Annotated in this window: 19 protein-coding genes, 1 tRNA gene and 1 pseudogene; 11 read left to right on the plus strand and 10 right to left on the minus strand. The window is 73.8% G+C overall.

Features of this window, described 5'->3' with window-relative positions:
• The first annotated feature begins 81 nt into the window (after positions 1-81).
• The gene (locus MILUP08_RS04980; protein ID WP_007455318.1) at positions 82-564 is read left to right on the plus strand and encodes a DUF2231 domain-containing protein; all 483 of its coding nucleotides are present in this window, start codon (positions 82-84) and stop codon (positions 562-564) included.
• Between the two features lie 69 nt (positions 565-633).
• On the opposite strand, the gene MILUP08_RS04985 is transcribed toward MILUP08_RS04980, so the two are convergent.
• On the minus strand, positions 634-1005 hold the full coding sequence (locus MILUP08_RS04985; RefSeq protein ID WP_039905391.1) for a hypothetical protein: 372 nt from the start codon (positions 1003-1005) through the stop codon (positions 634-636).
• 106 nt (positions 1006-1111) lie between these two features.
• Between MILUP08_RS04985 and MILUP08_RS04990 the strand changes: the two genes are divergently transcribed.
• On the plus strand, positions 1112-1294 hold the full coding sequence (locus MILUP08_RS04990) for a hypothetical protein (protein WP_007455325.1): 183 nt from the start codon (positions 1112-1114) through the stop codon (positions 1292-1294).
• 456 nt (positions 1295-1750) lie between these two features.
• Positions 1751-2131, plus strand: a complete 381-nt coding sequence (locus MILUP08_RS36550) for a hypothetical protein (RefSeq protein WP_007455327.1) — start codon at positions 1751-1753, stop codon at positions 2129-2131.
• Between the two features lie 62 nt (positions 2132-2193).
• Here MILUP08_RS36550 and MILUP08_RS37065 read toward each other — a convergent pair.
• Positions 2194-2322 (minus strand): annotated as a pseudogene (locus MILUP08_RS37065) (FmdB family zinc ribbon protein); the annotation flags it as partial.
• 27 nt (positions 2323-2349) lie between these two features.
• Positions 2350-3027 (minus strand): 5-formyltetrahydrofolate cyclo-ligase, encoded by a 678-nt coding sequence (locus MILUP08_RS05000; RefSeq protein ID WP_007455329.1) that lies wholly within the window; start codon positions 3025-3027, stop codon positions 2350-2352.
• A gap of 85 nt (positions 3028-3112) precedes the next feature.
• Between MILUP08_RS05000 and MILUP08_RS05005 the strand changes: the two genes are divergently transcribed.
• The 6 genes from MILUP08_RS05005 to MILUP08_RS05030 all read left to right on the plus strand — a co-directional run bounded on the left by MILUP08_RS05005 (position 3113) and on the right by MILUP08_RS05030 (position 9857).
• Positions 3113-5497 carry a GGDEF domain-containing protein gene (locus MILUP08_RS05005; RefSeq protein ID WP_007455331.1) on the plus strand — a complete coding sequence of 795 codons (2385 nt, stop codon included), beginning with the start codon at positions 3113-3115 and terminating at the stop codon, positions 5495-5497.
• A 9-nt stretch (positions 5498-5506) separates the two neighbouring features.
• Complete coding sequence (locus MILUP08_RS05010) at positions 5507-6469, plus strand: UTP--glucose-1-phosphate uridylyltransferase (protein WP_007455333.1); 963 nt, start codon at positions 5507-5509, stop codon at positions 6467-6469.
• On the plus strand, positions 6466-7779 hold the full coding sequence (locus MILUP08_RS05015; protein ID WP_007455335.1) for a molybdopterin molybdotransferase MoeA: 1314 nt from the start codon (positions 6466-6468) through the stop codon (positions 7777-7779). The genes MILUP08_RS05010 and MILUP08_RS05015 overlap by 4 nt, the downstream gene beginning before the upstream one ends.
• Before the next feature lie 79 nt (positions 7780-7858).
• The gene (locus MILUP08_RS05020) at positions 7859-8509 is read left to right on the plus strand and encodes a GNAT family N-acetyltransferase (RefSeq protein ID WP_007455337.1); all 651 of its coding nucleotides are present in this window, start codon (positions 7859-7861) and stop codon (positions 8507-8509) included.
• Positions 8510-8686: 177 nt separating this feature from the next.
• Positions 8687-9466: a divisome protein SepX/GlpR gene (gene sepX, locus MILUP08_RS05025; RefSeq protein WP_193376565.1), complete on the plus strand. Its 780-nt coding sequence runs from the start codon at positions 8687-8689 to the stop codon at positions 9464-9466.
• A gap of 317 nt (positions 9467-9783) precedes the next feature.
• Positions 9784-9857, plus strand: a tRNA-Ala gene (locus MILUP08_RS05030).
• Between the two features lie 216 nt (positions 9858-10073).
• Here MILUP08_RS05030 and MILUP08_RS33640 read toward each other — a convergent pair.
• Positions 10074-10751: a hypothetical protein gene (locus tag MILUP08_RS33640; protein WP_007455342.1), complete on the minus strand. Its 678-nt coding sequence runs from the start codon at positions 10749-10751 to the stop codon at positions 10074-10076.
• A gap of 183 nt (positions 10752-10934) precedes the next feature.
• On the opposite strand from MILUP08_RS33640, the gene MILUP08_RS05040 reads away from it, so the two are divergent.
• The gene (locus MILUP08_RS05040) at positions 10935-11942 is read left to right on the plus strand and encodes a hypothetical protein (RefSeq protein WP_007455344.1); all 1008 of its coding nucleotides are present in this window, start codon (positions 10935-10937) and stop codon (positions 11940-11942) included.
• Between the two features lie 64 nt (positions 11943-12006).
• Here MILUP08_RS05040 and MILUP08_RS05045 read toward each other — a convergent pair whose 3' ends face one another.
• Both MILUP08_RS05045 and MILUP08_RS05050 read right to left on the minus strand, forming a co-directional pair.
• Positions 12007-12936, minus strand: coding sequence for a DUF4352 domain-containing protein (locus MILUP08_RS05045; protein ID WP_007455346.1), 930 nt, complete (start codon positions 12934-12936; stop codon positions 12007-12009).
• Positions 12937-13077: 141 nt separating this feature from the next.
• Positions 13078-13734, minus strand: a complete 657-nt coding sequence (locus tag MILUP08_RS05050; protein WP_007455347.1) for a 4'-phosphopantetheinyl transferase family protein — start codon at positions 13732-13734, stop codon at positions 13078-13080.
• Between the two features lie 183 nt (positions 13735-13917).
• On the opposite strand from MILUP08_RS05050, the gene MILUP08_RS05055 reads away from it, so the two are divergent.
• Positions 13918-14187: a hypothetical protein gene (locus MILUP08_RS05055; RefSeq protein WP_007455349.1), complete on the plus strand. Its 270-nt coding sequence runs from the start codon at positions 13918-13920 to the stop codon at positions 14185-14187.
• Between the two features lie 54 nt (positions 14188-14241).
• Here the strand turns inward: MILUP08_RS05055 and MILUP08_RS05060 are convergent, their stop codons facing one another.
• The 4 genes from MILUP08_RS05060 to MILUP08_RS05075 all read right to left on the minus strand — a co-directional run bounded on the left by MILUP08_RS05060 (position 14242) and on the right by MILUP08_RS05075 (position 18701).
• Complete coding sequence (locus MILUP08_RS05060; protein ID WP_007455351.1) at positions 14242-15024, minus strand: hypothetical protein; 783 nt, start codon at positions 15022-15024, stop codon at positions 14242-14244.
• The gene (locus tag MILUP08_RS05065) at positions 15024-16319 is read right to left on the minus strand and encodes a VWA domain-containing protein (protein ID WP_039905396.1); all 1296 of its coding nucleotides are present in this window, start codon (positions 16317-16319) and stop codon (positions 15024-15026) included. Before MILUP08_RS05065 ends, MILUP08_RS05060 begins: the two co-directional genes overlap by 1 nt.
• Before the next feature lie 87 nt (positions 16320-16406).
• Positions 16407-16772: an MmcQ/YjbR family DNA-binding protein gene (locus tag MILUP08_RS05070; RefSeq protein ID WP_007455356.1), complete on the minus strand. Its 366-nt coding sequence runs from the start codon at positions 16770-16772 to the stop codon at positions 16407-16409.
• A 381-nt stretch (positions 16773-17153) separates the two neighbouring features.
• Positions 17154-18701, minus strand: a complete 1548-nt coding sequence (locus MILUP08_RS05075) for a dolichyl-phosphate-mannose--protein mannosyltransferase (RefSeq protein ID WP_420329266.1) — start codon at positions 18699-18701, stop codon at positions 17154-17156.
• Positions 18702-18883 lie beyond the last annotated feature (182 nt).

An 18883-nucleotide genomic window follows, 5' to 3' on the forward strand; every position in this document is an offset into this window, starting at 1 on the left:
CGTGTCTCCGGGCGAGAGCTCGGGGACGACAGGCGGTCCGTACGCTGACGACCCCTCACCGTGATCCACCTGGAGGTGTCGATGTTCGAGGAGATCCTGGGTCTACCGGTACACGTCCTCGTGGTCCACGCGGTGGTCGTCTTCGTCCCACTGCTGGCGGTGCTGGCCATCGGCTACGTGGGGCTGCCGCGCTGGCGGCACCGACTGGACTGGGCGCTGGGCATCCTCGCCGTGGTCGCGCCGGTGACCGCGTTCGTGGCCGTCGAATCCGGTGAGGCCTTCACCGACGCCCTGGTCGCCCGCGGCTTCCAGGGCGAGATTCTCGATCAGATCTTCGAGCACTCCCGCTACGGCGACATCCTGTTCCGGATCGTGGTGCCCCTGGGGATCGTGGCCATCGCGCTGCTCGTGGCGACCAGCGGGCACCCGCGGGTGCCGCGACTGCCGGCACTGGTGACGCCGGTGCTCGCGGTGGCGGTCGTCGCGCTGGCCATCGCCGCCCTGATCTACGTCTACCTCACCGGTCACTCCGGCGCCGAGGCCGTCTGGGGAACCACCCTCTGACCGGCCGGTCCGGGCTGGCGCCCCTCGACGCCGCTCAGAACTTGCCGCCGCTCAGAATTCGACGCCGCTTCAGAAGATGAGGCGCGAGCAGAGCAGGCAGACGAGAACGACAAGCACCACGGCGGCCGCGGCGCCGAAGCCGTAGGTGACCCGCTGGGAACGCTGCTCGGCCATGTCCAGGACGGCCGCGTCCTGTGGCGGGAGGTGTCGGGGCGGGGCCGGCTCCAGGTGCACCGGGGGACGCCAGCCGGCCGGGGGCGGGACGCTCGGGGGTGGCCCCGCGTACCCGCTCGTGGGTGCGGTGGCGGGCGGGGGTGGCCCCGCGTACCCGCTCGTGGGTGCCGTGGCGGGCGGGGGTCGGTCCGCCGTCCCGCCGTCGCCGGTCCCGGGCCGGCGCCAGTAGTCGTCGTCCGGGGTGCTGCCACCGCTGGGGGTCGTCACGCCGTCCGACGCTACCAACGGAGCCGGCGGTCCGGTCGTTTCTCCGTCGGTGTGCCAATCGTCGGCGAGCGGCCCGCCGCCCCCGCCTGCGCTAGTCTTGCCGCTCGTGAGCACCGAGAACCCCGGCACGCAGGGCGCGCGCGGCGATGACGACCGCACCGTCGACCTGAGCGACGACTTCGTGGTGCTGCCCGAGCAGACCTCGGACGACACCGACCACGGCTGGGGCGAGCGGAGCAGCGGCAACGACGACTGGCTCCTCGCCCAACGCCCCCCACACTGGGACTGACCCCGACGCCACGCGCCGGACCACCGGCCGCCCGACAGGTTCCGCAGCCCGGACTGACAGCCCGCCCGCGCCGTTGGTCGCCGGGCAGCCGGCCGGGGTGTCCGTGCCGGTTGAGGTGTGCAGGATCGCGGCGGCAAGGCCGAGCAGCGCGGCGACCAGCCCGGCCCGCAGCAGGGCGCGACCGGCGGGCAGGGCCGGCCGGCGCAGTGGACGCAACGCCCGTGCGGAATCCAGCTTGCGGATGATCATCTGCCGCCTCCGTCCCGGGTGCCGTCGTGGTGGCACCCGTAGAGCGGCACGTTAGGCCGGCGACGGCCGGCGGTGCAGGCCCTTCGTCCCCGCCTGTGGACAACCGGCCGGCCTGTGGATAACGCCCACCGACCGGCCGGGCCTGCTAGGGGACGGCGGCCCGGTGCGGCACGGGAGGGGCCCCGGCTTCTCGATCAACACGGGTTCATGGAAACCGGGCGATCAACACGGCCCGGAGGGGCCGATTTCCTGCATCCCGAGTGGATCAAGGCCGACAGCGCCGCCCGGGTGATCGTGGGCGGCGCTGTCGGTGCGGACCGGAGAGGCTGCGGTCAGGACGCGGAGCTTGCGGCCGGCGCCTTGCCGCCGCCCGACCCACCGGACGACGACCCACCGGACGACGACCCGGACGACGACCCACCGGACGACGACCCGGACGACGACCCGCCGGACGACCCGGACGACCCGGACGATCCGGACGACCCGGAATCCCCACCCGAGGACGAGGACGACGAGGACGACTCGGACTTGGCCGGCTTGCCGCCAGCGGTCGTCTCGGAACCGGACGCGCGGGAGTCGGTGCGGTAGAAGCCCGAGCCCTTGAAGACGATGCCGACCGAGTTGAAGACCTTGCGCAGCCGCCCCTGACACGCCGGGCACTCGGTCAGCGGCTCGTCCGAGAAGGACTGCACCGCCTCGAGCTGGTGACCGCACGCGGTGCAGGCGTACTGGTACGTGGGCACGTTCTCCTCCGGTATCTGGGCTCGGCCAGTTGGCACTCGACGTATTCGAGTGCCAATGGTGCGTCATTCGGCCCGGGTTCGTCCAGCGGACGTGTGGGGCGCGACACCGTGCGCCGTACCCGGGCCGTCGTCAAGCGTACGCATCCCGTCGGTGGGGGTGACGACCGCGCGGACCGGACGGTCGTGCGGCTCCGCCGGCAGTGCCTCGACCAGCTCGCCGTCGTGCAACGGGACGACAGTCAGGGCCGTCCCGGGCACCCGCGCCAAGGCCCTGTCGTACGAGCCGCCGCCGCGGCCCAGCCGTCGGCCGCGGAGGTCCACGGCGAGCGCCGGCACGACCACCAGCTCCGCGCCGGTGACCGCTGCCATGCCCAGGCGGGGGCCGATCGGCTCCCGGATGCCCCGCCCGGCCGCCACCAGAGCGTCGGGACCGGAGTACGCCGCCCAGTCCAGGTCCAGATCGGGGCGGAGCACCGGGAGCAGCAACTCGGCGTCGGGCGGCAGCGCCGAGCGCAGCACCTCGGGCAGGTCGGCCCCGCCCGGCTCGGAGCCGACCGGGACGTACGCCGTCATGCGGCGCGGGCGCAGCCGGCGTACCAGGGCGACCAGCTCGGCCTGGACGCGCCCGGCGGCCTCGGCCCGCGCCGCGGGGGTCAGGGCCCGGCGGCGGGCGAGCAGGTCGACACGGGTGTCCCGCTTCGTCACTCGGGTCACTTCCGCTTCATCAGAAAATTCCGGCACGCAACACTCCTGACGCAACGCCACTCCCACGGTTGCTCTGTGTCAGCATCGCAAGCAACGGAGGCGGAACTTCCGGGGGGACCGAGTGACGCTACGCGGGCGGTTGACTGCAGCCTTCCTCGTGGTGGTGCTCGGCCCGGTCCTGCTCGGGGCGTTCTTCGTCGCCTCCACCGTCACGGCCGTCGACCGCAGCCGGTCCACCGAGCGCCTCGCGGTGGCGGCGTCCACGGTGCGTACCTCGGTCGACGCCCTCTGCCAGCAGCTGCGCGCCACCGCCGACGCGGTCGCCCTCACCGGTGACCCGGCCGTCGCCGCCGCGCAGCTCGTCGGCCGTGGCCTGGCCGCGGCGGTGCTGGTCACCGACGTGACCGGACGCGTCACGTACGCCTCGCCCGACGCTCCGCCGACCCCCTGGCGGGACTGCTCCGAGCCGGCCACCGCGTCGTCGGGCCCGGTCCGCGCGCTGGCCGCCCGGGTCGACCGCCGCGACCCGGCCGGCGCCCTGCTGGGCACGGTCGCCGCCGCGCACCTGGTCGATCCGGCCTTCGTGGCCCGGCTCGCGGCGGTGACCGGTGTCGCGGTCACCCTGCTCGACGGCGGCGCGAGCGCCGCCCGCTTCACCCACACCACCGAGTCCCGCGAGGGACGCGACGCGGTGCTGGCCGCCGCCGGGGCCACCAGCGGTGAGCGGGTCACCGAGAGCACCAAGGGCCGGTACGTGCGCCGGATCGGGCCGTCGACGGGCCAGCCTCTGCCGCTGGTGTTGTCGGTGCCGAGCGAGCGGCCGCCCATGCTGCACGTCACGCTTGCCGGCGTGGTCGTGCTGGCCGGGCTGCTCGCCGTGTTCACCGCCTGGCGTCTGGCCCGGGTGACCACCCGACCACTGGCGGAGCTGGCGGGTGCGGTCGACCGGGTGGCGCACGGCGACCTGACCGCCCGGGTGCCGGTGCGCAGCCACGACGAGCTGGGACGGCTGGCGGCCGCCTTCAACCGGATGACCCGCGAGACGGGGTCGTACGTCGCGGCGCTGACCAGCAGCCGCGACCAGCTCCGCGGGCACCTCGCGGTGCTCGGCGACACCCTGGCCAGCACCCACGACCTGCAACGCATCCTGCGGGTGATCCTGCACAGCGCCATCGCCGCCACCGGGGCGCGGGCCGGCGCGGTGCTGCTGGTGGAGGCCGGCGGGGTGCTCGTGGCGCAGTGCAGCGAGGGGTTGGACGGGCGTTGGCCGGCGGGGGACCCGGACGGGTCGCAGGGCCTGCGGGTGCCCGTGGGCGTCGGCGTGGTCGGCGCGGTGGCCGCGACCGGCGAGCCGCAGCGGGGCCGGAGGGAACCGGCCGACGCCCCGACCGGCGAGCCGCGCTGCCGCACCTACGTCGCGGTCCCCTTCGCCACCCCGACCGGCGCGACCACATCGAGTGGCGGCACGACACCGGGCGTCGCGACCACACCGAACGGCGCGGCGACGACCATCCCGGGCGGCGAGAGGAGTCTCGACGAGGCCGGCGCTCCGGCGGCGGCGCTCGGTGTGCTTGCCCTCTACGACCGGGTGGGCGCTGCCGAGTTCGACGACGACGACCTGGACACGCTGCGCACCTTCGCCGGGCACGCGGCCGTGGCGGTGGAGAACGTCCGGGTGCACGAGGAGGCGCAGCGGCTCTCCCTCACCGACCCGCTCACCGGGCTGTGGAACTACCGGTACCTGCGCGAGTCGATCCGCCGGGAGGTGGAGCGGGCCAGCCGGTTCGGCCGGATGCTCAGCGTCCTCGCCCTCGACCTGGACCGCTTCAAGGACGTCAACGACACGTACGGGCACGCGGCGGGGGACACCGTGCTGGCCGAGTTCGCCCGGCGGGTACGCGGTGAGATCCGCGAGGTCGACCTGGCCTTCCGGCAGGGCGGTGAGGAGTTCGTGCTGCTCCTACCGGAGACCGACGCCCGGGGCGCGGCGATCGTCGCGGAGCGGCTGGGCGCGGCGGTGCGCGAGACACCGATCGCCGTGGAGGCGTACGCGGGGCCGATAGTGGTGACCGTGTCGGTGGGCATCGCCGTCTACCCGGACCACGGAAGCACCGGACGGGAGGTGCTGGAAGCCGCCGACGACGCCCTCTACGCGGCCAAGGCGGCCGGTCGGGACACCTACCGCGTGGCCGAGGCCCGCCCCGAGGTGCCGACGCGGGAGATACCGGTGCCCGCCGGTGCCGTCAGCCCACCCGACGGGCTGCCGCGTGCCGGCCGGCCCGTGCAGGTCCCGCGGGAGCCGGGCGGCCACGCCCGGTCGGAGTCGGCTGCGGGCGTACCGGAATCGAACCTGTCGGGGCCCGCGCACGCCCGGCCGGATCCGGCGGACGAGCCGGCGGCCACCTCCGCGGACGCCGCGCGGGCCGGCCCCGACGTCGCCCGGCCGGGGCCGGGCGGCGGCGCGTCTTCTGGGCCACACCCGCCGCGGCAGAGCCGTGGCCGATAGTCTCGCGGCATGTCGGAGCACTCAGCGAACCCCTCATCGACGGTCGCCGCAACCGGCCGTCCCCTGGCGGTCAAGGCAGTCATCCCGGCCGCCGGACTGGCCACCCGCTTCCTGCCGGCCACCAAGGCGGTCCCGAAGGAACTGTTGCCGGTGGTCGACCGGCCGGTGTTGCAGTACATCGTCGAGGAGGCCACCCAGGCCGGCATCGGCGACGTGTTGCTGATCACCGGTCGGGGTAAGACGTCGATGGTGGACCACTTCGATCGACGCCCCGACCTGGAGACCAGGCTGGAGGAGAAGGGCGACGCCGAGCGGCTGGCCGCCGTGCGCCGGCCCAGTGAGCTGGCCGAGATCTACACCGTCCGGCAGCCGGAGCAGCTCGGGCTGGGCCACGCCATCGGGTACGCCGAGTCGCACGTCGGCGACCAGCCCTTCGCGGTGCTGCTCGGCGACGAGTTCGTCAAGCCGTCCGAGCCGCTGCTGCCGGCGATGCTGGAGTTGCAGGCCCGCACCGGCGGTGTGGTGCTCGCCTTCTTCGAGGTCGACCCGGCCGAGACCAAGCGGTACGGGATCGCCTCCGTCGAGCCGGCCGAGGCGGAGCTGACCGACATCGGCGAGGTCGTCAAGGTCACCGGCATGGTGGAGAAGCCGCAGCCGGAGGACGCGCCGAGCAACCTCGCGGTGCTCGGCCGGTACGTGCTTCCCGGCAGGATCTTCGACGCGATCCGCCGGACCAAGCCGGGCAGCGGCGGTGAGATCCAGCTGACCGACGCGATGGAGCTGCTGCGTACCGAGGGCGTTCCGGTGCACGCGATCGTCTACCGGGGCACCCGCTACGACACCGGCATGCCGCTGGGGTACCTCCAGACGGTGGTGCAGATCGCCGCCGAGCGCGAGGACCTCGGCAGCGAGTTCCGCGCCTGGCTGGCCGACTTCGTCAAGGCCGACGCGGCAGGCGGATCTGGTACATGACCGCGACGGCCGACGCCGAGGCGGCCGCGAACGAGTTGACGCCGCTCGCCGACTACCTGGGCAGCGTGCTGCGCAGGTTACGAGCGCTGCCGCCACTCGACCTCGACCTCACCCAGGCGCACGGCAACGTCCTCGCCGAGGACGTCGTCGCGCCGCACGCCTTCCCGGCCTTCGACCAGGCGGCCGTGGACGGTTACGCGGCCCGCTGGGAGGACATTTCCGGAGGGGGCCGGGGCCCGAGCTACGTCCCGGCCCCCTCCGGCACGCCCGGCGGGCGCACCATCCGGCTCAACGTGGTCGGCGACCTCGGCGCCGCGAGCTGGCGGCCGGTACGCCTCACCCCGGGCTCGTGCTTCTCGGTGGCCGCCGGGGCGCCGCTGCCCGTCGCCGCGGACGTGGTGGTCCCGGTGGAGTGGACCGACCAGGGCATGGCCGCCGTCGAGATCTTCCGGACCCCCAAACGGGGGTACGGGGTACGCCGCGCCGGCGAGGAGCTGCCGGTCGGCACGTTGCTCGCCCGTGCCGGCACGTACGTCTCCCCGGCGCTCGTCGCGGTCTTCGCGGCCACCGGCATCGGGCACGTGGTGGTTCGGCCCAGCCCTCGCGTGGTCATCGTGGCCACCGGCGACGAGTTGGTCGACGTGGGCCGGGGCAGCCAGCCCGGCCAGGTGGTGGACGCGAACTCGCACGCGCTTACCGCCGCCGCGGCCGAGGTGGGCGCACTGGCGTACCGGGTGGGGATCTGCGACGACGACCCGGAGGGGTTGCGCGGGCTGCTGGAGGACCAGACCCTGCGCGCCGACCTGATCATCACCACCGGGGGGACCGGCACCGGCCCCGGAGACATGGTGCGCCGGATCCTGTCCCGCCGCGAGGGCGGCCGGGCCGGGCCGGTCACCTTCACCGACGTGGCGCTCTATCCCGGCACCGCGCTCGGGTTCGGCACGGTCGGCGCCGAGGAGGTGCCGGTGGTCTGCCTGCCCGGCGACCCGGGCGCCGCGCTGATCGGCTTCGAGGTGCTGGCCCGACCGGCGATCCAACTGCTCGCCGGCGCCGAGCCGGTGTTCCGGCCCAGCGTCCGGGCGCACCTGCTGGAGACCGTGTCGTCCCCCGGCGGGCTGCGCGAGTTCCGCCCGGCGCACGTCGCGGAGCGGCGCGGCGGCGGTTACACAGTGCAGCCGCTACGCGGAGGCCCGTTCACGCTCTCCGGCCTCGCCGAGGCGAACGGACTGCTGGTGCTCGGTGAGCGCGTCACCACCGCCGCCGCCGGCTCCACCGTGGACGTCCTGCTGCTCGACAGGCGCCGGTGAGTGTGCCCGTCTGCTCTTCGGCGGTAGGCGTGGCGGCTCCACTTGCGCACGAACCGGTCCCGCGCGGGAGACTGTGCGGGTGAGCCTCTTCGGACCCGAGCGGGCCCCCGGCTGGCCGACGGTGCTGGTCGACGGCCCGGTGCTGCTGCGGCCGTACCGGCGCTCCGACGCGGCGGCGTGGTCGGAGGTACGCCGGGCCAACCGGGCCTGGCTGGCGCCGTGGGAGTCGTCGCTGCCGGGCAGCTGGGACGAGCTGAACTCGCCTGCCGCATTCCGCTGGGTGCACCGTGACCAGCGGCGTTCGGCCCGCGAGGGCGAGGGGATGCCGTTCGCGGTCTGCCTGCGGGAAGCCGACCGGGACCGGCTGGTCGGTCACCTCAACGTCGGCAGCATTGTGCGCCGCGCCTTCTGCTCCGGCTACGTCGGCTACTGGGTCGACGCCCGGGTCGCCGGGCAGGGCGTGATCCCGACGGCGCTCGCGCTCGCCGTGGACCACGCGTTCGGCCCCGGTGGGCTGCACCGGGTGGAGGTCAACATCCGGCCGGAGAACCGACCGTCGCGGCGGGTGGTGGAGAAACTGGGCTTCCGCGAGGAGTCGTACCACGTGCGCTACATGCACATCGACGGTGCCTGGCGGGACCACATCGGATACGCGATGACGAGCGAAGAGGTCGCCGCCGAGGGCGGTCTGCTGGCCCGCTGGCACCGGGTACGCGCCACCAGTCGGTGAGCCGTCCCACGGACGGGATCGGCGCGGCGCGGCGGCATGACGGTCGGCGCGCCGTAACCTCAAGTAACTGCAAGCTGCGGCAAGCGCTCACCGCCCGGACGATCTACGCACCCAGGCACGATCGGTGGAAGATCCTGCGGTCGGGGAGCGTTTGCTCCGAATTCGGTGACGGGAGGGGTGAGGGTGCCGACCTCGGTGCTCCTCGCCGTCCTCGCCGCCGCCGGCCTGCTCGCCCTGGCCCCGGCGCTGGTTCGCCGGTACGACGCCACCGAGCGGCTGGTGGCGGAGCGGGCGCAGTCGACGGCGCGGGTGCTCCAACGCCGTCGACGGCGCCGCACTGTGCCGGGACGGCAGCCCGTCCACCCACCGCGCTCCCTCGTCGTCACTCTCAGTGAAGACGCGACTACAGGGAAGTTGGCCGCGCCGGTCTCCGCGCCCCCGGCGGCACGCCGCTCCGGCCGCCTGCGCGCCGTACCGCCGGCCCCGAAGCGTTCCCGCCGTCGTCCGCCGCGCCGGCAGCACACCCCCGCCGTGTACCGGCGACGTCGGGTGCTGGCCGCGCTGCTGCTGCTCAACGTCGTCGAGCTGATCGGCGTGCTGTTCGTCAGCCCCGGCTTCTGGATCGGCTTCTCGGTCACCTTCCTGCTGCTGGCCCTGTACGTCGTACACCTGCGCGGGCGTGCCCTCGCCGGCCGCCGCCGGCGTCGCGCCCGCGCTCGCGAGGCGGCGTGGCTGGCCGCCCGTCAGGCCGAGGTTCGCCGGGAACAGGCCCGCCGCGCGGCGGCCCGCCGGGAGGCGCAGCGCCGCCTGGCGGCCCAGCGCGAGGGGGTACGCCGAGCGGCCATGGGCCTCGACCGGCCCGGCGACCTGCCGGCGGCCGTCAACGGCGGCTCGGTCTCGTACCGTCGCTCCGGAGGGCTGCGTGGCCGCCCCTACGAGGCCGGCCGCGGCGCCTGACCCGTCGGCCGCGCCTTGATCGTCGGCCGCGGCTTGATCGTCGGCCCGGCTTGATCGTCGGCCCGGCTTGATCGTCGGCCGCGGCTTGATCGTCGGCCGCGGCTTGATCGTCGGCCGCGGCTTGATCGACTCGGTTTCCTGGAAAAGGGGTGTTCGGACGTCCGGGATGCCCCGGTTTCCTGGAAGTCGAGTCGATCTCCGCGCTGGTGCCGGCGGCGTCCCGGGGGTGGATTCGCGGTGGAGGCCGGCGACCTGTTAGCCTTGCTGCCGGCCCGCCCGGTGTAAGCCGGGTGGGACCGAAGCCGGTTCGCCGGTGGGGGGCTGTGGCGCAGACTGGTAGCGCACCTCGTTCGCATCGAGGGGGTCAGGGGTTCAAATCCCCTCAGCTCCACCCCAGGTCAAGGCCGTTTCCGCGAGTCGGAGACGGCCTTTTCCGATCTTGTGAAGCGGCCACGCCACGTCGTGGTGGCTCGTCCCGCTGCCCGGCGGGCGGCCAGCCTACCCTCGGGTCCGTGCACCTGCGGTAGCTCCTCCTCGTGGCGGTCTGGACGGTCCCGGCGCTGGCCATCGTGTGCGCCGGGGACGGCTTCCTGGCGCTGCGGAAAAGCTAGGAGAACCGCTCGGTCGTCAGGGCGATCAGACCGTGCTGCCGCAGCAGGTTCGTCAGGTCGGTGAGGGTCGAGCGCACCGTCTCGGTCGCGCCGGTTCGCATCAGAACCGTCACGTCGAGGCCCCAGGCGAGGGTGTGGCCGACCCGTCGCATGTCCCAGGCGAACTGGTCGCCGCCTCTCTCGTGGTGGCCACCGGCGGCGGACCCGGCGGTGCTGCCGTCGGTCGTCCGCCAGACCGCCCGGAGGGCCGCGAGCTGATCCGCTCGGAGATCCTTGGCGAAGAGGACGCGGTACACGCGTCGCTCGTGGAAGCCCTCCGGGGGCTGTGCCGGGCCGAGCCGTAGCGGCGGCGCGGTCGCGAAGGGTTGATGGTCACGGAAGTACGTGCGCAGGACCGCTTCGGAGGGCAGGTGCCCACCCCCGAGGCTGCGGTAGGCACTCGCGACGTCGGCGCGTGCGGTGGGAACGACCCGGGCGAGCACGTCCGGGTCGGTGCGCAGGCCGCGACTCAGTGCGGCGGAACTTGACCAACCGGCGTCCGGCGTCCAGCCCGCGCTGTGCAGACCCGCGGTGGTGAAGTCGTCGTGCCGGGTGAACTCCTCGACGAGGATGCCCTCCACCTCATGGCCGCCCTGCCTGGACAGAACCAGGTGGTAGTCCAGATCGATGCTCACCGGCCCCATCCTCCGGCCAGCGCTCACCCCGGGCAAGAACCACACCGTCCATAACCGACTCCGAGCCATAGATATCGATCATGTCGCTCATCCGACATGCCGCAACCGGTAGGCACGTTCAGGAGTTCATCTCACATCAGTTGACGCCCGGGAACACCCGGGCCGCCCACACGGGGAGAAGAGATGACGTACACCGCACGACACCGGGTGCTCGCCGGCACCGCCGCCGGCCTGCTGGCCGCCTCGCTCGGCGTCGCCGTGTCCGCGACGGCGACCGCCGCGCCCAGGACCGCGGCCGCCAGCGCCTGCACGATCAGCACCCTGCCCTACCCGGCGGACACCTACCGCGCCGAGGCGAGCGTCATCGACCCGTCGGGCCGCTTCGTCGCCGGCGCGGCCCTGCGGGTCCTGGACAGCGGCAACCAGAACCTGTTGCTGTTCTGGGACGGGCAGCAGGTCACCGAGGTCGACGCGGCGGGCGGGGTCAGTCCCGTCGGCGTCAACGAGAGCGGCGTCGTGGTCGGCAACGGCTGGGCGGACAACGGCATCGGCCGCCCGTGGGTGTACCGCAACGGCCAGTTCGAGCTGTTGCCGGTGCTGCCGTCCACAGGCATCTTCGTCACCGACATCAACAAGGCCGGTGACATCGTCGGCTACGGCTCGGACATCGTGGCCGGGGAGTACGTCGGACTGCTCTGGCCGGCCGCCCGGCCGGGCACGGTCGAGGTGCTCAACGCCCCGGTCAACGCCATGCCGATCGGAATCACGGCGAACGGGACCATCGTCGGACACGCCGGGTCCTTCGGCGACGAGACCGGCTGGCTCCGCCGGCCGACCGGTCGGATCAAGCCGCTCGCGGTTCCGGGTGGCGGGTCGACCACTGTCAACGCCGCCGCGGGCAGTTGGGCGATCGGGCAGGTCTGGCTGGATGGCACCAGCCCGGCCAAGGTGCGCTGGGACCTTCGCGACGGCTCGTACACGACCCTCGACCCGGAGGTGGGGCTGGACGACGTCAACGCCAAGGGTGTCGTGGTGGGCGGTGACCGGGTCGCACGCGGGTCGACCTCGCAGGTCCTGCCGGGCGGCGGCGTGCGGATCAACATCGGTGCCCGGTCCATCGCCGACACCGGCGCCATCGTCGGCTTCCGCAATGCCGACCGGGTGACCCCGGTCCGCTGGACCGGCTGCTGACGCTCGCTCTCGATCTCGCACGTGCGTGGGGGCCGGCCCGTCGTGGGCCGGCCCCCTCCGCACGTCACGGCTTCCAGGAGCCGGCGGTCGCGAACTTGTGCTGGTACTCCAGTACTCCCGAGGTGTCGTGCACGTCGAACACGACGCTGCCGGTGCTCTTGGCGCCCGCAGTCAGGTTGTTGGCGGCCGGCATCGGTTTGCCGCAGCCGGAGAACGCCCCCGCGATCGCGTTGGTCTCCGTGCCGTCGGCGGCGACCCACTGGAAGTAGAGCGGGTTCGCCGAGCCGGTGCCCTTGGTGACCGCCACCGTCACGTCGGCGATCACGTACATGCCCTCGTCGGGCTTGAGGCCGTACGACCTGCAGGGCTTGGTGGCGGTGCTGAACTTCGTCACGGTGATCTCGACGGTGCCGCTGGTGTCGTCGATGACCAGGGTGTCCCCGGCGGACATGTTCCGGGTGTCGCCTCCGTCGGACGCCCGGGGCGACGGCGCGGTGGTGGCCGAGGGCTGCCCGACACCACGGGTCACCGCCGGAGTGGGCAGCGCGTCGGGCACCTCGTTCGCGGCGCGGTTCGCGCCGATGACCACCGCCACGATGCCGCCCGCACAGCACAGCAGGGTGAGCACCGCCGCGGTCACCGCGATGGCCACCACGGTCCGGTTGGAGTTCTTCGTCGGCGCGGGCGGCGGCACCATGAGCGGGTAGCCCGGCCCACCGGCCGGCGGGTAGGCGCCGCCGCCGGCCGGCGGGTAGGCACCCGAGCCGGCCTGCGGGTACGCGCCGCCGCCGTGCGGGTAGGCGCCGCCCGAGAACGGCGGCTGCGGCGGGTTCGCCGCTGCCGACCACGGGTTGGGCGGCACCGGCGCCTGCGGGACCGTCGGGTCGGCGGCGGACTGCTGCGGCTGCGGTGTCGCCGGGAACGGCTGCGTCGGCGGCTCCGGGCTCGGCTGCTGAGGGTCCTGCGGTCCGGCGGGGGGCTGGGGGTGGGTCACCGTACTCCTTGGCGCCTCGTACGTGCGGTTCGGGAACCCGCCGACGCTACCGTGCGTCGCCGAACGGCCGGTCGCCGCGCTGGCTCGTGTCCCACCGCCCGTGTGGTGGCGGCACACCGGCCATCATGGACTTTGCGCGGGTCAGCGCAGCGGGAGGACGGCGGCGGTGCGGACCAGGCCGTCGGCGACCACGAACCGGCCGGTGATCGTGCTCGGGGGATCGTCGACGTCCGCCGCTTCCACCCGCGCCGCCGCGATGCGGGCCGTGAACGTGCCGGCGTCCGGGTCCAGCGTGAGGTGAGCGTCGTGGAAGTCCAGCCAGCTTCCGACGACGGGGTGCCAGACCTTGTAGACGGTCTCCTTGGCGCTGAACAGCACGACGGGCCAGGAGATGCCGGAGGGTAGCCGCGCAAGGCTCTCCTCCTCCTCGGGCAGCAGCACGAGTCGGCGTACCCCCGCATTGACCTCGCGGTGCCGTTCGGCGTCGATGCCGACCGACCGCAGGTCGGTGGCGCGCGCCGCCGCGGCGGCGCAGTAGCCGGTGGTGTGGGTGATGGCGCCGACCACCCCGGCGGGCCAGATCGGCGCGCGGTCGGCGGCGGCCGGCACGGCCACCGCCGGCAGGCCGAGGTCGGCCATCGCCCGACGGGCGCACACCCGGCCGGCGGTGAAGTCCCGCCGACGGGCCTGTACCGCCCGCTCACCGAGGCACGCCTGTTCGGCGGTGAGGAGTTCGCCGGTCCAGTCGTCGGGCGCGGCGACGGCCACCGCGACCGTCGGAGGCAGGAGGTCACGCACGACCGCCACCTACCGTCGGGTAGCGCAGGGGCATCCGCTCGACCGTCAGATTTCCGACTCCCACGACGGGAGAAGGTACCGCAAAGATGTAACACCGGAGGGTCGCGTCGCGCCCTTCAAGATGGCTCCGGGGGGACCACCATCAACAGCTGGCCAGTCCCGCGGACACCTGGAGGACCTGCGATGAGCGATGGCGCCGAACGGCCGAGGGGTCGGGCCGACGACCACGCACCGACGACCCCGGGCTGGAGCTGCGGCTCCTGCGGCGACGAGTGGCCGTGCGCAACCAAACGCACCCGGCTGCTGGCGGAGTACGGGGGTGACCGGGCGATGCTCAGCGTCTACCTGGGCTCGTGTCTCGCCGCCGCCGCCGAGGACCTGCGAGCGGCCCCGGTGATGTCGCTGCAGGACCGGTTCATCGGCTGGCTCCCACGCGGCGCGCGACGCCGCTGAGCCCTCCGGTGGCCCCGCCCGACGTGGGCGGGGCCACCGGTGTGCCGGGCGGGTTCAGGCCCGGCGGGGCCGCCGGGTCAGCGCGAAGCCGACCACCCCGGCCACCGCGGCGAGCACGCCGCCGATGCCGGTCCAGATCCACCGCGAGCCGAGATCCGGCAGCCAGTCCGCCGGCGAGTCCCCCTCGTCGGCGGCCTCCGGGTCGGGCGTCGGTACGGCGTTGAGCACCGTCCCCGCCTTCGTGTTCGGCACCAGTGGCGCGGCCAGTTCACCGTCGTCGGCCGAGGCGCCCCGGTCCGCGACGACGCCGACCAGCAGGTCCACGTCGACGGGCGCGCCCAGATCCGGTTCGGGCAGGTCGATGACGGAGAGCCGGACGACGTACGTGCCGGGCAGCGGGTCGGCCGACCACGGCTCCGCCCAGGGGCGCACCTCGCGCAGTGTGCAGCCCAACGCCACGCTCGACGCCTTGCCGTCCACCGTCGGGGTCTGCGCCCCGGCGGTGCACGCCTGCCGTCGGCGCAGCCCGTCGAACACGTCCACGGTCCAGGTGGAGGCGCCGCTGCGTGCCTTCGGGAAGGTGACGGTGGCGCTGATCTCGTGCACCTGCCCGGCGGTCGCCGTGAACGACCAGTAGAGGTGGTCGCCGACCGAGGCGTCCACCCGCACCGGCTGGCCGGCGGTGATCGGGGTGGCGGTGAGGAACGAGGTGCCGGCCCGGGTCACCGGCGTGGCGCCCGGAGACGGGGTGGGGGCGGCCACGGCCGCCACGGGCAGCAGCGCGGCCCCACCGGCGGCGAGCAGCGCCGCCAGCGACCGGAACAGTGCGGTACGCATCAGTTCTCCCTCCAGGTGGCGACCCACCAGCGGGTGAGCAGGCCGGCGATCAGGCCGGTGAGCAGGCCGGCCACGGTGAGCAGGGCGAGCAGCACCCAGCCCCGGCCGAGGTCGGGCCCGTCCGGGGCCCCGGCGGCGGCGACCACGTCGATGGTCAGCTCCACCGGCATGCCGGGCGTCGCCGCGGTGCCCGGGCGTGCGGCGAACGAGTTGCTCACCACCAGGCAGACGGTGGTGGGCTCGACGACGGGCGTCGAGGGCTCGGCGGTCGCGTTGTCGTCGTCGCCGGCGTCCTCGTCGTCGGCCGTGGCCGACCAGCGCAGACCGGCGGAGAGCACGTCGGCCCGGCCGCTGCCGGCGTCCGCGCCACGGACCAGTTCCCGGCCGTCGGCTGCGGTGGCCCGCAGCAGCACCCCGTAGTCCCGGTTCACCGGCCGGTCCAGCGCCATGCTCACCGACGCGCGCAGCTCCTGCCCGGGGCGTACGGGCACCCGGTAGTAGCGGTGCTCGGAGAACGCCTCCCGGTCGGCGTACACGCCGGGGGCGAGCAGGGGCGCGGAGTCGCAGGCGTCCGCGCCGCCGACCACGGTCGGGGCCCGGGTGTGGGTGTCACCGGCACGCTCGACGAGCTGTTTGATCCGGCCCGTCAGCTCGTCGGCGCTCTGCGCGGCGGTGTAGGTGCCTCCGGTCGCCGCGGCGATGCAGAGCAACTGGCGGCGTACCTTCTCGTCCGGCGCGAGACCGAGCGTGTCGACGACCAGGCTGGTGCCCTGCGCGGCGAGTTCCCGGGCCACCTGGCACGGGTCCGGTGGCGCGCAGGTGTCCTCCCCGTCGGTGATCAGCACGATCCGCCGGGTGGTGGCGCCGGTGCCCAGGTCCTGCGCGGCGGAGCGCAGCGCGAGCCCGACCGGGGTGAACCCGGTCGGTCGGAGCGTCGCGACCGCCGCCTTGGCCCGGGTCCGGTCGACCGGCCCGACCGGCACGATCTGCTGGGTGTCCTGGCAGCCGACCTTCTTGTCCTTGCCCTTGTAGGTCGCGCCGAGCACCCGGATGCCGAGCTGGGTCTCCTCCGGCAGCGCGTCCACCACGTCGTTGAACGCCTGCTGGGCCACCGAGATCCGGCTGCGCCCGTCGATGTCCGCGGCCCGCATCGAGCCGCTGACGTCGAGCACCAGCTCGACCCGGGGCGGCTCGGCCGCCTGCTCCTCGTCGGCCGCCGCCGGGACCGGCCCGGTCAGCGCGGTGGTCGCCAGCAGTCCGAGGAGGACGGCCGCCGATCGTCTGAAGTTGATCACGGCCGGCAGTGTAGTGAAATCCACTTTGGATGATCATTGGGGTGGTTGGTCGTCCCGGATGGCCGGGGACGCGCGGACCCGGCCGGGTCAGACGGGCGGGTCGAGCAGCGCGACGAGCCGCTTCGGCGCGATCTCCCGGTACGCGTCCCGGCACAACTCGTCGATCTCGGCCCAGTCGACGTCGCCGTCGAGCCGTACGCCGAGCCACCCCCGACCGCCGACGTAGGGCGGGCGGAAGAAGCGGGCCGGGTCGGCGGCGGTCAGCTCCGCCTGGGCGCCGGTCGGCGCGGCGCACCACAGGTGGGGAAAGTCGTTCTGGTGGTGCCCGTCGGCGTGCAGGGTGACGAACACGCTCTTGTCCCGGACGAACCAGGTCGGTGACCCGTGGCTGGGGCGCTCGGTCACCTCGGGCAGCGCGAGGCAGATCGCCCGGACCCGTTCCAGCAGCTCCACGGCACCCCGCCTCCCGTCCCGGTCGCGACGCCCACCACGGCGAGCCTAGTGCGTCGGGCCGTCTGGCCGGCAGCCCTCGTCGGCAGTTCTCGTCGGTGTCGCGGCGGCCGGTTCGGGGCGCTGGGTCCACGCCGGGTCACCCTCGGTCAACTGCTGAATGACAAGTATCGGCCCGGCCGGTATCCGTCGGAAATCTGACCCAAGTTGACCCGTTGTGCCGGTGGTGCGCGGTGGTTAAGCTCTTCATGCGCGCCCCAATCGCCCGCTTCCCCCGTGGCAGGCGATCGGGGCGCGCGTCTTTGTGTAAGAGGTCGGGCCCGCACGCGAGACGCGTGCGGGCCCGATTTCCGTCGCGCTGTGCGGCGCGTCGCCTGCCGGTGCTTATATCCAGCGACCGTCGAGCCACATTCGGGACAGCCAGTCCGAGTACGGGATCAGCCGGCCCACGAAGATCGGATAGAAGTACGCGAAGCACAGCGCCACCAGCAGCACGTACGCCCCGGCCGCGACGCTGCCCACCAGCCGGCGTTCGTAGCCGGCGTCGCCGGGCACCAGGGCGGCCATCTCACCCACGTCACCCCCGGCCGGGGCGATCAGCGCGCCGAGCACGTACACCACGGCCAGCACCAGGAACGGCAGCGCCGGCGCGACGTAGAACGAGAACATCGTCCGACCGTCGAGGGCGAACCAGAACCAGGGCAGCAGTCCGGCGGCCACGGTGAGCAGGATCGCGCCGGCCCGCCAGTCGCGCCGGGCCACGCCCAGCCAGACCAGCGCCACCAGGGCGGGCAGGAACGACCACCAGAGCAGCGGGGTGCCGAGCAGCAGGATCTCCGACGCGCAGGTCGGTGCGCCGCAGGCGCCGTCGCCGGACCAGTGGAACGCCACCGGCCGCCCGAGCAGCAGCCACTGCCACGGCCACGACTGGTACTTGTGCGGATCGTCGAGCTGGGCGTGGAAGCCGTACGCCGCGCGGTGGTACTCGAAGAGGTTGACCAGTGGGCCGATCACCGGGGTGTCGCTGAGCGGGGCGCTCGGGTAGGCCGACGCCAGCCGGTAGTAGCCGTCGTCGCTGAGCAGCCACCCCGACCAGGTGGCGAGGTAGGTGCCGACCATCAGCACGCCGGCCAGCACCAGCCAGGGCACCTCGTCGAGCAGGGTGTCGCGCCAGGGCCGGCGGACGCCCGCCGAGCGACGGGCGCCGACCTCCCAGAGAACCACAAGCAGCGCGAAGGCCGGCACGAAGTACAGAGCGCTCCACTTGACCGCGCAGGCGCAGCCGATCAGCACGCCGGCGGCGAGCCGCCACCACGGCCACGTACGCCAGCCGGTCGGCGGGCGGCCGGCACGGCCCGGCAGGCTCGGGTCGAGCCCGTCGTCCAGGGCGCGCGCCCAGCGCCGGCGTCGGGAGTCCCGGTCGAGCACCAGCGCGCCGAAGGCGGCCAGCACGAAGAACAGCAGGAAGATGTCGAGCAGCGCCGCGCGCGACAGCACCAGGTGGAACCCGTCCAGCGCGAGCAGCAGGCCGGCCGCGCAGCCGAGCACAGTCGAGCGGAACAGCCGCCGGCCGATGCGGACCAGCAGCAGCACCGACAGCGTGCCGATCACGGCCGCCGAGAACCGCCAGCCGAACTCCGGCGCGGTGGTGAACAGGTGCCCGCCGACGGAGACCTTCGAGTCGGCGTCCTGATAGCCGAAGGCCCACTCGCCGACGCCGATCAGCCACTTGCCCAGCGGGGGGTGCACCACGTACGACGGGCCGTTGTCCTTGTAGTTCCACTCGACGCCCCGGCTGATCAGCCCGTACGCGTCCTTGGCGTAGTACGTCTCGTCGAAGATCTTGCCCTTGGGGCTGGACAGGCCCACGAAGCGCAGGATCGCGGCGATGGCCACCACCACGGCGGTGGCGAGCCACGAGAACGGGTCCATCCGGGCGTCGACGGTGGCGAACCGGCGACGGACCACGGCGGACACCCCCCCGCCGTCGGCACGTGGTGCCGTCGGGTCCTGGCCAGGGCTGGGCTCGCCGGTCACCTCGACCGTGTCAGCCGGGTCGGCGCTCGGGCTCTGCGCTGTCGACGCACTCGTCACCCGGCGATCGTAGGCTGCCA

Origin of the sequence: Micromonospora lupini str. Lupac 08, assembly GCF_000297395.2 — a bacterium.
In the GTDB taxonomy this organism is placed as follows: Bacteria; Actinomycetota; Actinomycetes; order Mycobacteriales; family Micromonosporaceae; genus Micromonospora; species Micromonospora lupini.

Excerpts from the sequence above, each read along its gene's own strand:
- MILUP08_RS04980 (WP_007455318.1), top strand. The coding sequence starts at position 82 with ATGTTCGAGGAGATCCTGGGTCTACCGGTACACGTCCTCGTGGTCCAC.
- MILUP08_RS36550 (WP_007455327.1), top strand. The coding sequence starts at position 1,751 with ATGGAAACCGGGCGATCAACACGGCCCGGAGGGGCCGATTTCCTGCAT.
- MILUP08_RS05010 (WP_007455333.1), top strand. The coding sequence starts at position 5,507 with ATGTCGGAGCACTCAGCGAACCCCTCATCGACGGTCGCCGCAACCGGC.
- MILUP08_RS05015 (WP_007455335.1), top strand. The coding sequence starts at position 6,466 with ATGACCGCGACGGCCGACGCCGAGGCGGCCGCGAACGAGTTGACGCCG.
- MILUP08_RS05040 (WP_007455344.1), top strand. The coding sequence starts at position 10,935 with ATGACGTACACCGCACGACACCGGGTGCTCGCCGGCACCGCCGCCGGC.
- MILUP08_RS05055 (WP_007455349.1), top strand. The coding sequence starts at position 13,918 with ATGAGCGATGGCGCCGAACGGCCGAGGGGTCGGGCCGACGACCACGCA.
- MILUP08_RS05060 (WP_007455351.1), bottom strand. The coding sequence starts at position 15,024 with ATGCGTACCGCACTGTTCCGGTCGCTGGCGGCGCTGCTCGCCGCCGGT.
- MILUP08_RS05075 (WP_420329266.1), bottom strand. The coding sequence starts at position 18,701 with ATGGACCCGTTCTCGTGGCTCGCCACCGCCGTGGTGGTGGCCATCGCC.